The organism is Bacillus sp. NTK034 (assembly GCF_017303275.1).
Lineage (GTDB): Bacteria > Bacillota > Bacilli > Bacillales > Cytobacillaceae > Cytobacillus.
On record NZ_JAFKOJ010000008.1, the window covers coordinates 18,282 to 31,895 of the forward strand.

The window sequence follows — 13,614 nt, forward strand, 5'->3', positions numbered from 1 at the left end:
TAATTCAAGAATATCATATACTGTTCAGAAAGTCACGGAAATAAGCATAATCACATGATTACATCTAGTATATGCAGATTCCAGCCGAAAATCCATAATGATTTGAAGACTAAGGTGTCATACTATGATGACGTACTGTAAAGGAGGATTAACATGACAAAACGCAATATTAAGACTAAATCAGGCTTGCAGAGCACAAACAAGAGCATTAACGATATGGAGTTCTCGAAAGAGCTTGATCAGAGAAGCAAAAAAGCTAAAAAGACAAGACCTAACTGATGTTGGTAATAAAGAATTGACCGAGATGGGGCAGACTAAAACTGTCCCATTTTTATATGGAACAGGAGGCTTTAGGGCCATCTATGTTTTGTGAATGGAAAGGACGATTTCTTGTGCCAGCATTTATTTATGAGGATACACAGATATTTTATGAAACGATGGGAAATGGTGTACCGATTATCTTTATACATCCGCCTGCCATGGGGAGAAAGGTATTTTATTATCAAGGCCTGCTGGCTGAGCATTTTCAGGTTATTTTTCCTGATTTAAGCGGGAATGGAGATACGATTGGTCCCGAGAAAACAGTAACCATCCAAGGGTATGCAGAAGAGATTAAAGCTGTATTAGACCACTTGGAAATTGAAAAAGCCGTTATCCTGGGTTATTCGTCCGGGGGCATAATTGCTCAGGAATTTGCTCTCTCTTTTCCTGAAAGGACGTTTGGTGTCATACTATCTGGCGGATTTCCAGAGGTTTTAACAGAAACTTTCAAATATGAGCATATAATGGGAATGTATTTCGTGAAACATTTTCCGGGTTTCCTGCGTTATGTCATAGCAGCAAGTCACACAAATGATCCAAAAGTCAGAAAAGATATTCTGGAACACATGAAAAAGGCGAATCATACCATGTGGTTTCAATTTTACGATAGGTCGCTCCACTATACATGCACGGATCGCCTGAGGAACTTAAGCGTCCCCCTTCTTCTGATATATGGATCAAGAGATTTTGTTAATCAGCATATTAGGAGCTATAGGAGATATGTCAGTTTTCAGGCGGCAATAATCAAAGGTGTTTCCCACCAGGCGCCAACCAAAAAGTGGCAGCTTTTCAATCAGGTTGTAACTGGTTTTGTACAGCAGCATTTTAAATAAAAAAATCCGTATCGTCATTGCACGATACGGATTTTTTTAGCCCTCATTTGCGTCAGGTTTGATTGCTATAATGGCTGCAAGGGCAGCAAGAATGGTTATTCCGCTTAATATATAAAAAAGCCCTTGATCAGAATGCTTCATCAGAATGGCAATGGCCGGCGGGCCGCCGGCAACGCCTATAAACCTCATTGAACTGTATAAAGAAGTAATGGTTCCACGTTCTTCTTTTGCAATTCCTTCCGTAATTAGTGCATCCAATGAAGGCAATGCAACTCCTATTCCAATTCCGGCAAACAGGAACATGCTGATCATAAACCACATATTGTTTGAAAAGCTTAAGATTGCAGTGGCAGCAGCCACTAGTACTGAGCCTAAAAAAATGATCCACTTCATCAGTATTTTATTTTCTTTTATTTTTTTTCCTGTCAGATAGGACGAAAGGCATAGTGCGCCAAGCGGTACAGCCAGGAGAAGCCCTTTTTTAACATCTTTAATATCATAAGTCTTTTCAAGCACATCAGATAAATAAAAAAGTATACCAAACAGCACAAACATGAGAATGGCACCTATTAAGAAAATAGCATAAAGCCATTTTCCGTTGTTTTTAAAGGTATCCTTGATATTGCTCCAAAATCTCTTTAGCGGAAGCGGCTCTTCTCTTTTATTTGGTGTTTTTACAAGGAAGAAAACCAGCAGGATTGAAATCGTACAAAAAACAGGAAAAGAAAAAAACGGTAAAAACCAAATAAACCCTGCCAGAAACGCTCCGAGAATAGGTGATAGAACTTTTCCAAAGGTATTGGAAGTTTCAATCAGGCCAAGGGAGCTGCTGACATCATCATCATTTTTAAACATATCTCCGACTAAAGGCATAACAATTGGTGCCGCACCTGCTGCCCCAACACCCTGCAATGCCCTCCCGGCTAATATGATCCAATAAGCATCAGCCATTTTCCATGCCGCCCATCCAGAGATCAGCCCCCCAATTCCTGCAATGAGAAGACTTGGTATAATGACTTTTTTACGGCCAATGTGATCTGATAAAAAGCCTGCGATTGGAATCAAAATAATAGCTACAATACTGTAAACGGTGATAATCATGCTGGATTGGAATGCAGAAATATTTAGTTTATTTTCCATCGCCGGCAGAACAGGAATCAGCATGGAATTCCCAAGAGTCATAACGAGAGGAATTGAAGAAAGTGAAAGAATGGCCCATTTTTGATTATGGACATCATCACCTGACTTCTTTTTAGCTTTTGAATTTACAGATTGTAAATTTTCAACATGCTCCATATTTCTGACCTTCCTTTTCGTTAATCAAACTAGTCTTAATATGGGCTAATTGCAGGAAAACTAACTAGAAAAACCTCTGTCTTTTTATGGGAAATTCAAATTCTGGAAAAATATGTTTCGATTTACTAAAAGGAAAGCGTTAAAATATAGAGAAAAGCGAATCTGGTGAGGGGATATTGTGAAAGAAATTATTGCGTTAAGCATAGGAAAGCCGAAAAAGCACAGCTGGAAAAACCGTGAGGAGATATCGGGAATCGGCAAAGAGAAAATTGAAAGTGCGTTCTTAACGAAGGATGGTTTCCAGGGGGATGGAGTGGCAAACACTGATTTTCATGGCGGACCCGACCGGGCAGTTTGCCTATACCCATTCGAACATTACGGGATGTGGGAAAAAGAATTTAAAAAGACATTCTGTCCACCGGCATTTGGTGAAAATATTTGTGCGGGTAATATGCTGGAAAAGGATGTTTTTATAGGTGATATCTTTTCGTTTGGTGAATCCGCTATCCAAATAACACAGGGCCGCATTCCATGTTCAACCATCTCAAATCATAACGAAGAAGATCGGCTTTTAAGCAGAATTGTTGAAACATGCTTTACAGGCTATTTTTTCAGGGTGCTGAAGGAAGGAACTGTAACAGCAGGCAGCGTACTTAAGCTCGAAGAAAGAAAGCAGGAAAAGGTATCGGTTCTGCAAGGAAATTTTATCATGTTCCATGACCGCAAAAATCGTAAAGCAATTCAAGAATTGCTGCAGATTGAAGCCCTTGCAGATGTCTGGCGAGAAAAGCTGGAAAAAGCTCTATAATAAAAAATTAATAAATACCCTTGACATTTTTCATTTATCGGAATAGTATAATAAACAATATATCGATCGGCAATGACAAAGAGTAGTAGCTGCAGTGGAAGCTAAAGAGAGCTGATGGTTGGTGCAAATCAGTGTGGAAACAGCAGTGAATGGACTTTCGAGCCTCCAAACCGAACCTTTTTAAGCAGTAGGCTTTGGCGAACAGTCTCATCGTTACAAGGGACAGATATTTTAACGTTTATTCGTTTTGATATCTGTTAAAGTGAGCTGATTTCTATCAGCTAATGAAGGTGGCACCACGGGTCTCTCGTCCTTTTTAGACGGGAGGCCCTTTTTTATTTTCAAATAGCTTTATTACTTTAAATCGCTGAGCAAGAGGAGTAGATTGATGGAGTCCGTTCAAGAGAGCCGGGGAAAGGTGAAAGCCCGGTACGGAAAATCATTCGAATGGACTTGCGAGAGGCTTCCTGAACGATAGTAGGGAAGCACGGGTTTCCACCGTTAAAAGGATAGGGTATCGATATGTTTCCGTACCCGAAAAAGGGAGCAGCATGTTGCTCTAAAAAGAGGTGGCACCACGTTCACAAGACACGTCCTCTATACCCGCAGATTCTGTCTGTGTGTATAGGGGACTTTTTTATTTAAAGTTAAGTATAAATTCTGAAGTTAGATAACTGTCTAGCACAAGTAGCCTACCCTCCTCGAGGTGTCGGGGGTGATCAAGGCGCTTACGCTTTTCTGAATCCAAAAGAACTGGAGGAGAAATATATTGAAAACGATATTGGAAGGTTCGTATATCATCGAAGAGCTTGAGGGGGACACATTAACACCTATTTTAATCTATCAGAGAATGAGCGGAAGAAAGAAATTTCTGTTTGAAAGCTCACTTAAGCATGAAAAGTCGGGAAGGTATTCCTTTATTGGTGCAGACCCTGTTATGGAACTAAAAGGGGATGGATCTCGAACGGCTGTTTCTGCAGACGGACAAATTGAAGTTTTCGATGAAAAGCCACTTGATGTAGTAAGAAGGCTGATGCCAGAGGAAATGCCTCACCCCTTAGAACAGTTCCCGTTTTGTGGAGGAGCTGTTGGATATGCAGGCTATGATGTGATCAGGCAATACGAAGATATTGGGGTGATTCCTCATGATGAGTTGAATGTTCCGGATGTTCATCTTATGTTTTTTGAGGAAGTGGCCGTTTTTGATCATCTCGAGCAAAAGGTATATCTGGTAGCCATGCCTATACTGTCAGCAACCGATGAATCCCAGCTTCGTGAAAGATTACAGAAAAGAAAGTCTGAAATACAAAAGGGGGCTGTGGCATCTGAATCGGAAGAAGCAACGCTGTCGGCATTCAAAGCATCCATATCTAAAGAAGACTTCGTTGAAAAAGTAAATAAAGCCAAGTCCTATATTGAAGAGGGAGACATTTTCCAGGTAGTGCTTTCTCAGCGGTTAAAAGCAGAATTGACTGGAGATCCTTTCGCATTTTACCGGAAGTTAAGAGTGCAAAATCCTTCCCCCTACATGTACTATCTTGATTTTGAAGAATATGCGGTTGCAGGGGCATCGCCTGAAAGTCTTATAAAAGCAACTGGAAATAAGGTAATTACTAACCCTATAGCAGGAACAAGGCCAAGAGGCAAGACAGAAGATGAAGATTTACAGGTTGAAAAGGAACTGATAGAAGATGAAAAGGAGCTTGCCGAACACAGGATGCTGCTCGACCTGGGCAGAAATGATCTCGGCCGTGTCTGCGAATTTGGATCTGTAACTATAGAAAAAAACATGGTAATTGAGAGATATAAGCATGTCATGCACCTTGTTTCCGAAGTTGGCGGGAGACTGAAAAATCCACACACAGCGATTGATGCCTTAATAGCGTGTCTGCCTGCCGGAACGGTTTCAGGTGCACCCAAAATTAGAGCAATGGAAATCATCAATGAACTTGAAACAGTGAAAAGAGGAATTTACTCAGGGGCAGTCGGCTATTTTTCCGGAAACGGCAATATGGATTTCGCCCTGGCAATCAGAACAATGGTGATAAAAGATGGATTCGCTTATATACAAGCTGGGGCAGGCATCGTGCATGATTCTATTCCTGAAAAAGAGTACGAAGAAACACTTCATAAATTAAAAGCATTTTTGGAGGACAAAAAATGATTCTGCTGATTGATAATTATGATTCATTCACATTTAACCTTTATCAGTATTTAGGTGAACTGGGACAAGAAATTAAAGTTGTAAGAAATGATCAGATCACAATCGAAGAAATTGAAAAATTAAATCCTGAAGCAATTATTCTTTCACCTGGACCCGGTCGGCCGGAACAAGCAGGGATCATTGTGGATGTTATTCAGGAGTTTTACAGGAAGCTTCCTATACTGGGCATTTGCCTTGGCCATCAGGCAATTGGCTATGCGTTTGGTGCAAAAATTGAAAAAGCAAAGAAAATTATGCATGGCAAGGTGTCTAATCTTAAGCATAACGGATCGCAGCTGTTTCAATACATGCCGCAGCCAATCAACATCATGCGTTACCACTCCTTAGTTATTCAGTCGGGAACGTTGCCTGGCAGCTTTAAGGTTATGGCCAGGTCAATGGATGACAATGAAATAATGGCAATCAAGCATGAGGACTATCCTTTATACGGTTTGCAATTCCATCCGGAGTCTGTAGGAACAGGCCTTGGAAAGAGAATTTTGGAAAACTTTTTACAAACTATCGGGAGGGAAAATAAGGGTGAAAACAATACTGCAAAGGTTATCTGATCGGGAGTCATTAACAGAGGCAGAAATGAAGGAAGCCGTGGAAAATTTATTTGCCAATGACGTGACAGACAGTGAGATTGCGGCATTTATGGTGAGTCTTAAAACGAAAGGGGAAACAGTTGAAGAAATTGCAGGGATTGTAAAAGCGATGAGGGATAAATCCCTTTCATTTAGAAAGAAAATTCCTAATGTTTTGGATAATTGCGGTACAGGAGGAGATGGCTCAAGCAGCTTTAATATCAGTTCCACATCGGCATTTGTGATTGCGGGAGCCGGAATTCCTGTTGCCAAGCATGGCAATAGAAGTGTATCCAGCAAAACAGGCAGTGCCGATGTATTGGAACATTTGGGGATAAATTTAAATCACTCCCCTGAGCGCACGGAGGAGATTCTGGAGGAAATTGGGATTGCCTTTCTTTTCGCTCCTCACGTTCATCCGAATATTAAAAGAATCATGAAAGTGCGCAAGGACCTGAGAATACCCACAACCTTCAATCTAATAGGACCATTAACCAATCCGGTTGAACTTGATCATCAGCTTCTCGGGATCTATCGGAGAGATTATATTGAAATGTTTGCAGAGGTGTTAAAAACTTTGGGAAGAAAACGGGCAGTTGTTTTAAATGGTGCAGGCTTTATGGATGAGGCATCCTTGCAGGGGGAAAATCACCTGGCCATTCTTAATAACGGCAAGGTAACGAAAAAGGTTCTTCACCCAGAGGAAGTTGGCCTATCCGTCAGCAGCAATGATGCGATCAGAGGCGGAGATTCAAGGGAAAATGCTGAAATACTCCTGAGTGTCCTTAAGGGGGAGACGGGAGCAAGAAGGGACACGGTCCTTCTTAACGCCGGGATTGGCATCTTTACAGGAGGCAAGGCCGAAACAATTCAAGGCGGGATAAATTTAGCCAGAGAAAGCATTGATTCAGGTGCTGCATTAGCAAAACTGCACAGGTTAATTGATGCAAGTAAAAGTGTCCATAAAGAGGTGATATAAGTGGGAACAATTCTAGATAAAATACTGGCTGAAAAAAGAAAAGAAGTCATCATGCTGCAGCAGGAAAAAGAATACTTTCAAGCTGGGGAAACAGTGATAAAACGTTCATTTATTAACAAGCTTGCATCAGGCAGTGAACTGGCTGTGATTGCCGAATTCAAAAGAGCTTCACCTTCAAAAGGTGATATAAATACCGGGCAGAATCCGAAAGATCAGGCATTATTTTATAGAAAGTATGGTGCGGATGCCATTTCCGTTTTAACAGACAATAGGTTTTTTAAAGGCAGTTTTGCGGATTTGTCAGCTGTCAGAGAGGCAGTCGGCCTGCCTATCCTTTGCAAAGACTTCATTATAGACGAGGTGCAAATTTTAAAAGCAAAAGCATCAGGGGCAAACCTAATTTTACTCATTGCTGCTGCCATGGAAGCTGAACGGCTTCAAGAGCTTTTCGATTTTGCAGAAAATGAAGGCCTTGAAGTATTGATGGAGGTTCATAATGAAGAAGAACTGGAAATAGCGCTGAAAACCGGTGCACAGCTGATTGGAGTCAACAACCGGAATTTAAAAACTTTCGAAGTAGACCTTGGTGTAACAGAAAAACTTGCGCCGCTAATTAAGAAGGCGGGAAGATTCCTGATCAGTGAAAGCGGGATTAAGTCAGAAGATGATGTACGGCGTGTAATTGCAGCAGGAGCCGACGCCATTCTTGTCGGGGAAGCATTTATGAAAGCAGAGAACCTGGAAGGGCTTTTGAAGGCCATGAAGCTTCCTTTGCAGGGGGCTGTCAGACAATGAAGGTGAAGATTTGCGGAATCAGGGATATCAGCACGGCACTTTCTGCGATTGAAAGCGGTGCGGATGCCCTGGGATTTGTTTTTGCTGAAAGCAAAAGAAAAATTAATCCTGAGTCAGCAGGGGAGATAATCAGAGAGCTGCCAAGAGAGGTTTTAAAAGTCGGAGTGTTTGTAAATGAAACGAAAGAGATCATTGAGGAAATTGTAAGTGTTTCAGGGATCAATGTCATTCAGCTTCATGGAGATGAAACACCGGAATTTTGCAGCTCATTTTCTTTACCAGTTATAAAGGCTCTGAGCATTGGTTCACCAGAAGATCTTTACCAACTGGATGAATATTCATGTGAATACGTTCTTCTTGATAGTCCGAAAGGAAAATATCGGGGGGGCAACGGGGTATCGTTTGATTGGTCTATTCTAAACAATAAACCAAAGCAGAACAAAAAAATGATCCTCGCTGGAGGACTCAATCCTGAAAATGTGGGGGATGGAATTAAAGCAGCCAATCCTTATATGGTTGATGTAAGCAGCGGGGTTGAGACTGAAGGGAAGAAAGACCCGGAGAAAATAAAAAGATTTATAGATAACGCTAAATGTGTGGAGAGGGAGGAAGTAAAATGAACGCAGCATACACCTTGCCTGATGAACGAGGTCATTTTGGAAAATTTGGAGGAAGGTATGTGCCTGAGACACTTATGCAGGCCATTCTTGAATTGGAAGAGGAGTATAAGAAAGCACAAGCTGATGAAGGTTTTCAGAAAGAGCTGCAGGGTTTGCTGAAAGACTATGTCGGGCGTGAAACTCCTCTTTATTTTGCGGAGAACCTCACAAAATACGCCGGCGGTGCGAAGGTCTATCTTAAAAGAGAAGATTTGAATCATACAGGTGCCCATAAAATAAACAACTCACTGGGCCAGGCTTTATTGGCGCTGCGAATGGGAAAAAGAAAAATAGTAGCTGAGACGGGTGCAGGGCAGCATGGAGTTGCAACAGCAACTGCATGTGCTCTCTTAAATCTTGAATGCATTATTTTTATGGGTGAAGAGGACATCAGAAGACAGCAGCTGAATGTATTCAGAATGGAACTGCTTGGAGCGAAGGTGGTTGGGGTGAAATCGGGAAGCGCCACATTAAAAGATGCAGTCAACGAAGCACTCCGCTACTGGGTGACAAATGTCGAGGATACACATTACATCCTTGGCTCTGTCATGGGACCTCATCCCTTTCCTATGATTGTACGCGATTTTCAAAGTGTTATCGGAAATGAGACCAAGGAGCAATACCTTGAAAAAGAAGGGAAGCTTCCTGATGCAGTTGTAGCCTGCATTGGCGGTGGAAGCAATTCAATGGGAATGTTCTATCCTTTCATAAAAGATGAAACTGTCCGCATGATTGGGGTGGAGGCTGCAGGATTGGGTACAGATACTGAGAAACATGCCGCATCTTTAACAAAAGGAACTCCAGGAGTTCTTCATGGGGCATTAATGTATTTGCTTCAGGACGAACACGGACAAATTCAGGAGGCCCATTCCATCTCAGCTGGGCTTGATTACCCCGGAGTTGGCCCGGAACACAGCTATTTGAAAGACAGCGGAAGGGCAGAGTATGAATCCATCACAGACGATGAGGCGCTGGATGCGTTAAAGCTTTTATGCAAATTGGAAGGCATTATCCCTGCGCTGGAAAGCTCCCATGCCGTTGCCTATGCATTAAAGCTTGCACCGCAAATGAAAAAAGACGAAGGCCTTGTCATCTGTTTATCTGGCAGAGGAGATAAAGATGTAGAAACTGTAAGAGCAAAATTAGGAGGGAAAGGACAATGAACCGGGTTGAAAAAGTTTTTCAGAGCCTAAAGCAAAACAATGAAAGAGCATTTGTGCCATATATAATGGCCGGGGATGGAGGCTTAGAGACACTGGCCGAGAAAATCACTTTTCTCGAAAAAGCGGGAGCAACTGCCATTGAAATTGGGATTCCATTTTCGGATCCGGTTGCCGATGGGCCAGTAATCCAGCAAGCTGGCATTCGAGCATTAGAAGCCGGAACAACACTTAGAGGCGTCTTAGCTAAAATTGCGGAAATCCGGCCTATTGTTCACATCCCGCTTATCTTTATGACATACATGAATCCAATCATGGCATATGGCATTGGCAACTTTATTTCTGATGCCTCAAGGTCTGGGGTAGACGGCTTAATATTGCCTGATCTTCCCGCAGAAGAAGAGGAGATAATTGCACCAATCGCAGAGAGAGCTGGAATTGAAATCATCCGGCTTGTGACCTTAACCAGTCCATTGGAGCGGATCCAGGCGATTGCTAACAAGGGGAAAGGCTTTTTATACGCTGTAACGGTTAATGGCATTACGGGTTCAAGAAAAGAATTTAAAGATGAGCTCGGAAAGCATTTGAAGAATGTTAAAGATGTAAGTCCGATACCGGTATTGGCAGGCTTCGGAATTTCTGAACCAGAGCACGTAAAAGATATGAATCAGCATTGTGACGGTGTAATCGTTGGAAGCAAGATCATAGAACTCTTTCAAAGCGGTGAGTTAGCAAAAGTTGAAGAACTGATCGCTTCATCTAAAATAGAAGAAATTAAATTGTGAAACAAAAGCTTTCTCCTTGAAGGGGGAGGCTTTTTATTTGATTAAGCCCATTTATAAAAATATTTATTGTAAAGGTTGACATGCAAAGTGAATACATTATAATTACAAGTAATCCGAGTAAATTAATGAGATTTATGGGAATAGGTGATTTTGAATGTTCATTGAGATAAACGATGTGAATAAACAATATAGCGATAAAGAAAATCGTCCTGTTGACGTCTTGAAAGATATTAATCTAACCATTGAAAAAGGCCAGTTTGTTTCAATTTTAGGCCCTTCAGGATGTGGAAAGTCAACACTTCTTTCAATCGTCGCGGGGCTGACTAAAACAACTTCGGGACAAATTCAAATTGATGGAAAAGCCATAACAAAACCTGGAAAAGACAGGGGGATGGTTTTCCAGCAGGCAGCCTTATTCCCTTGGCTGACAGTCATGGAGAATGTCACGTTTCCGCTAAAAAAGGAAATGAAGAAGAAGGATGCAGAGGAAACAGCACTTAAGTATCTGCAAATGGTTCAGCTGGGAAAATATATATCCCATTATCCTCATGAACTTTCTGGTGGAATGCAGCAAAGGGTGGCCATTGCGAGAGCGCTTGCGATGAACCCGGAAACACTCTTAATGGATGAACCATTTGGAGCTCTTGATGAACAGACCCGTTCGCGTCTGCACGGACAGCTGGAAAACATCTGGACTGAGACGAAGAAAACCATTCTTTTTGTTACTCATAGCATCTCAGAATCTATTAAACTTTCAGATCGGATCATTGTTATGGGGACAAAGCCGGGAATCATTTTACAGGATATAGCGGTTGACATACCCAGACCCCGTGAGGAACACAAAAACGAAATGCTTGAGATTGAAGAACACATTATGAAATACCTGAAGAAGGAAATTGATAAAGTTGTAAGTGAGGAACTCCAATATGCAAACAGCCATTAAAAGGATCATATTTTTTGCAGCCATCATTGCATTTTGGGAAATTGGATCACGTATAGAGCTTTGGCATCCTCTGATTTTTCCTTCCCTGTCCAGCGTATTCAGTGCTCTTGTTGAAGGGTTCCAGGATAAAACTCTCATCTATGATTTAATTGCAAGTTTTAAGCGGCTCGCAGTCGGTTTAACTATCAGCCTTATCATTGGGACTCTGATTGGAATTCTTTTAGGGAAATCCAAAACAGCTGATGAAACACTGGGTGCAGTCATCCTCGCCTTGCAAAGTGTTCCCAGCATCGTCTGGCTGCCGATCGCGATTATGTGGTTTGGCTTAAATGAAAAGGCTGTTATTTTTGTAACCATACTTGGCGGTACATTTGTAATGGCTCTGAACATGCGAACAGGGATTAAAAATGTTTCACCTTTATATATCAAAGCAGCTCAGACAATGGGTGCGAATGGAATTGACTTATTCACAAGAGTCATCTTTCCGGCATCCATTCCATACGTTGTCACTGGTTCACGTCTTGCCTGGGCATTTGCCTGGCGCGCACTGATGGCCGGTGAGCTTTTAAGCACAGGACCAGGATTGGGCTACACACTTCGTTATGCTTCAGACTTTGGAAGAATGGACATCGTGATTGGTGTCATGATTATTATTGGAGCGATTGGAATGATTGTTGACCAATTCATATTCCAGCGCATTGAAAAATCAGTCATAAAAAAATGGGGACTTGAGTCTTAATTTTGGAGGGGTATTAATGAAAAAGGCTATTTTATGGGTTGCTGTATTATTTACTTTCACCGGTCTGCTTGCCGGCTGCGGATCATCTGAGAAGAGCAGCGGTGAGGAAGACAAGATTGTCATCGGTTATTTCCCGAATATCAATCATGTGCCAGCAATGGTTGCGAAAGATCAAGGCTATTTTGAAGAACAGCTTGGCGATGGAACTAAAGTAGAATACAAGACATTTGCTGAAGGCGGTTCATTCATGACTGCCCTGAAAACAGGTGACATTGATGCAGGTCTTGTAGGACCAGGACCAGCAATGAACAACTTTTCAACCGGGGCTGATGTTAAAATTATCGCCGGTGCTTCAACTGGCGGAACAGTTGTCCTCGCCAGAGAAGGTGTAGAAATTAACTCACTTGAAGACTTCGAAGGGAAAACGTTCATTACACCTGGCGTGGGCTGCACGCACGACGTCCAGTATGAAACATATCTGGAAGAAGCCGGCATCACTTCAGCTCGCATCGGCGGTACAATGAAGCATTTAACAGGCAACCCGGCACAATATGCAAGTATGCTGAAAACAGGTAAAGTTGATATTGCAGTTGCTCCAGAACCATGGGCAGCAGTTATTGAACAGGAAACAAACGCTGAAGTCGTAATTGGCTGGGATGAAGTATCCTTCGGTGAAACACTTCCGGCATCAGTATTGGTTGCAACTGGCGATGCAGTAAAGAACAGCCCTGAAAAAGTACAAAAAATCGTTGATGCACATAAAGATGCAGTTAAATTTATCGAAGACAATCCTGAAGAGGCAAAAGCAATTACCATCAAAGACATTAAAGAAGTAACTGGCCAGGAATTGGAAAAAGAAGTCGTAGACCGCGCCTGGGAAAGAATTGGATTCACTTACGAAGTTGATGCAGACACAATCCAGGAATTTGCAGATTCATCCTACACTTTAAAATTCCTGAAAGATAAACCTGAATTCAGTGAACTGATTGCGAAAAATTTTATTAAATAATCATGCTTGGACCGGGGCCCTGATGGGTTCCGGTTTTTCTTGATGTTAGTGGAAAGGAAATTTGTTTGGCGCAATTGTGAAAGCTGACGGTGCGAAAAAGTGATGCGGCGGCGCGAATGACCTGCTGGATGGTGCGTTTATGGTGGAGTAAGGCGCAAATACGATTTGATAGAGCAAAAAACTTTAAAATCAGCGCATTAACCGGTCCTGTAGAAGCATTCATGAAGCCATAATGAAAAATATTGACATGATTTCTATTGATAATGAAAAAAGCCATAAGCTCGAAACTGCCAAGAGCCTACCCGCTCCTAACTCACTGGAATCCGCGCGCAAAAGTAATATCCCCGCGCAAACCCTAAGTCAGGCCGCGCATCAAAACGTACTACCCGCGCAGAAGAAGCCCACCCGCGCGTAACTCACCGGAATCCGCGCTCAAAAGTAAAATCCCCGCGCAAACTTAACAACATCAGTAAACCATCTCCTGGTTTAACTTTCAC

General features: G+C 42.1%; 15 protein-coding genes and 2 other annotated features. Of the genes, 13 read left to right on the plus strand and 2 right to left on the minus strand.

Going from position 1 to position 13,614, the window contains the following annotated elements:
* The first annotated feature begins 153 nt into the window (after positions 1-153).
* Positions 154-279 carry a hypothetical protein gene (locus JI665_RS29025; RefSeq protein ID WP_280516114.1) on the plus strand — a complete coding sequence of 42 codons (126 nt, stop codon included), beginning with the start codon at positions 154-156 and terminating at the stop codon, positions 277-279.
* 83 nt (positions 280-362) lie between these two features.
* The gene (locus JI665_RS20310) at positions 363-1,154 is read left to right on the plus strand and encodes an alpha/beta fold hydrolase (RefSeq protein WP_206843201.1); all 792 of its coding nucleotides are present in this window, start codon (positions 363-365) and stop codon (positions 1,152-1,154) included.
* A gap of 36 nt (positions 1,155-1,190) precedes the next feature.
* Here JI665_RS20310 and JI665_RS20315 read toward each other — a convergent pair whose 3' ends face one another.
* Entirely contained in the window at positions 1,191-2,450 is a 1,260-nt protein-coding gene (locus JI665_RS20315) for an MFS transporter (protein ID WP_206843203.1), read from the minus strand.
* 178 nt (positions 2,451-2,628) lie between these two features.
* On the opposite strand from JI665_RS20315, the gene JI665_RS20320 reads away from it, so the two are divergent.
* The 11 genes from JI665_RS20320 to JI665_RS20370 all read left to right on the plus strand — a co-directional run bounded on the left by JI665_RS20320 (position 2,629) and on the right by JI665_RS20370 (position 13,117).
* Entirely contained in the window at positions 2,629-3,258 is a 630-nt protein-coding gene (locus tag JI665_RS20320) for an MOSC domain-containing protein (protein WP_414635277.1), read from the plus strand.
* Between the two features lie 63 nt (positions 3,259-3,321).
* Positions 3,322-3,576: a binding site (T-box leader), on the plus strand.
* A gap of 40 nt (positions 3,577-3,616) precedes the next feature.
* Positions 3,617-3,859 (plus strand) — a binding site (T-box leader).
* Positions 3,860-4,027: 168 nt separating this feature from the next.
* Positions 4,028-5,422: an anthranilate synthase component I gene (trpE, locus tag JI665_RS20325; protein ID WP_206843205.1), complete on the plus strand. Its 1,395-nt coding sequence runs from the start codon at positions 4,028-4,030 to the stop codon at positions 5,420-5,422.
* On the plus strand, positions 5,419-6,030 hold the full coding sequence (locus JI665_RS20330; RefSeq protein ID WP_206843206.1) for an anthranilate synthase component II: 612 nt from the start codon (positions 5,419-5,421) through the stop codon (positions 6,028-6,030). Before trpE ends, JI665_RS20330 begins: the two co-directional genes overlap by 4 nt.
* The gene (gene trpD, locus JI665_RS20335) at positions 6,002-7,027 is read left to right on the plus strand and encodes an anthranilate phosphoribosyltransferase (protein WP_206843208.1); all 1,026 of its coding nucleotides are present in this window, start codon (positions 6,002-6,004) and stop codon (positions 7,025-7,027) included. The genes JI665_RS20330 and trpD overlap by 29 nt, the downstream gene beginning before the upstream one ends.
* The gene (gene trpC / locus JI665_RS20340) at positions 7,028-7,822 is read left to right on the plus strand and encodes an indole-3-glycerol phosphate synthase TrpC (protein ID WP_206843210.1); all 795 of its coding nucleotides are present in this window, start codon (positions 7,028-7,030) and stop codon (positions 7,820-7,822) included.
* The gene (locus JI665_RS20345; protein WP_206843221.1) at positions 7,819-8,442 is read left to right on the plus strand and encodes a phosphoribosylanthranilate isomerase; all 624 of its coding nucleotides are present in this window, start codon (positions 7,819-7,821) and stop codon (positions 8,440-8,442) included. The genes trpC and JI665_RS20345 overlap by 4 nt, the downstream gene beginning before the upstream one ends.
* Entirely contained in the window at positions 8,439-9,644 is a 1,206-nt protein-coding gene (gene trpB / locus JI665_RS20350) for a tryptophan synthase subunit beta (RefSeq protein WP_206843228.1), read from the plus strand. The genes JI665_RS20345 and trpB overlap by 4 nt, the downstream gene beginning before the upstream one ends.
* A complete protein-coding gene (gene trpA, locus JI665_RS20355; protein ID WP_206843231.1) occupies positions 9,641-10,426 on the plus strand; it encodes a tryptophan synthase subunit alpha in 786 nt (261 codons plus the stop codon). The genes trpB and trpA overlap by 4 nt, the downstream gene beginning before the upstream one ends.
* A 154-nt stretch (positions 10,427-10,580) precedes the next feature.
* Positions 10,581-11,369, plus strand: a complete 789-nt coding sequence (locus JI665_RS20360) for an ABC transporter ATP-binding protein (protein ID WP_206843233.1) — start codon at positions 10,581-10,583, stop codon at positions 11,367-11,369.
* The gene (locus JI665_RS20365) at positions 11,353-12,108 is read left to right on the plus strand and encodes an ABC transporter permease (RefSeq protein ID WP_206843235.1); all 756 of its coding nucleotides are present in this window, start codon (positions 11,353-11,355) and stop codon (positions 12,106-12,108) included. The genes JI665_RS20360 and JI665_RS20365 overlap by 17 nt, the downstream gene beginning before the upstream one ends.
* 16 nt (positions 12,109-12,124) lie before the next feature.
* Positions 12,125-13,117, plus strand: coding sequence for an ABC transporter substrate-binding protein (locus JI665_RS20370; RefSeq protein WP_206843246.1), 993 nt, complete (start codon positions 12,125-12,127; stop codon positions 13,115-13,117).
* Here the strand turns inward: JI665_RS20370 and JI665_RS20375 are convergent.
* Entirely contained in the window at positions 13,110-13,394 is a 285-nt protein-coding gene (locus JI665_RS20375; RefSeq protein WP_206843248.1) for a hypothetical protein, read from the minus strand. The genes JI665_RS20370 and JI665_RS20375 overlap by 8 nt on opposite strands.
* Between the last annotated feature and the right edge of the window lie 220 nt (positions 13,395-13,614).

Coding starts and splice junctions, on each gene's coding strand:
- JI665_RS20345 (WP_206843221.1), top strand. CDS start 7,819: ATGAAGGTGAAGATTTGCGGAATCAGGGATATCAGCACGGCACTTTCT.
- JI665_RS20375 (WP_206843248.1), bottom strand. CDS start 13,394: ATGGCTTTTTTCATTATCAATAGAAATCATGTCAATATTTTTCATTAT.
- JI665_RS20310 (WP_206843201.1), top strand. CDS start 363: ATGTTTTGTGAATGGAAAGGACGATTTCTTGTGCCAGCATTTATTTAT.
- JI665_RS20370 (WP_206843246.1), top strand. CDS start 12,125: ATGAAAAAGGCTATTTTATGGGTTGCTGTATTATTTACTTTCACCGGT.
- JI665_RS20330 (WP_206843206.1), top strand. CDS start 5,419: ATGATTCTGCTGATTGATAATTATGATTCATTCACATTTAACCTTTAT.
- trpA (WP_206843231.1), top strand. CDS start 9,641: ATGAACCGGGTTGAAAAAGTTTTTCAGAGCCTAAAGCAAAACAATGAA.
- JI665_RS20360 (WP_206843233.1), top strand. CDS start 10,581: ATGTTCATTGAGATAAACGATGTGAATAAACAATATAGCGATAAAGAA.
- trpB (WP_206843228.1), top strand. CDS start 8,439: ATGAACGCAGCATACACCTTGCCTGATGAACGAGGTCATTTTGGAAAA.
- JI665_RS29025 (WP_280516114.1), top strand. CDS start 154: ATGACAAAACGCAATATTAAGACTAAATCAGGCTTGCAGAGCACAAAC.
- JI665_RS20365 (WP_206843235.1), top strand. CDS start 11,353: ATGCAAACAGCCATTAAAAGGATCATATTTTTTGCAGCCATCATTGCA.
- JI665_RS20315 (WP_206843203.1), bottom strand. CDS start 2,450: ATGGAGCATGTTGAAAATTTACAATCTGTAAATTCAAAAGCTAAAAAG.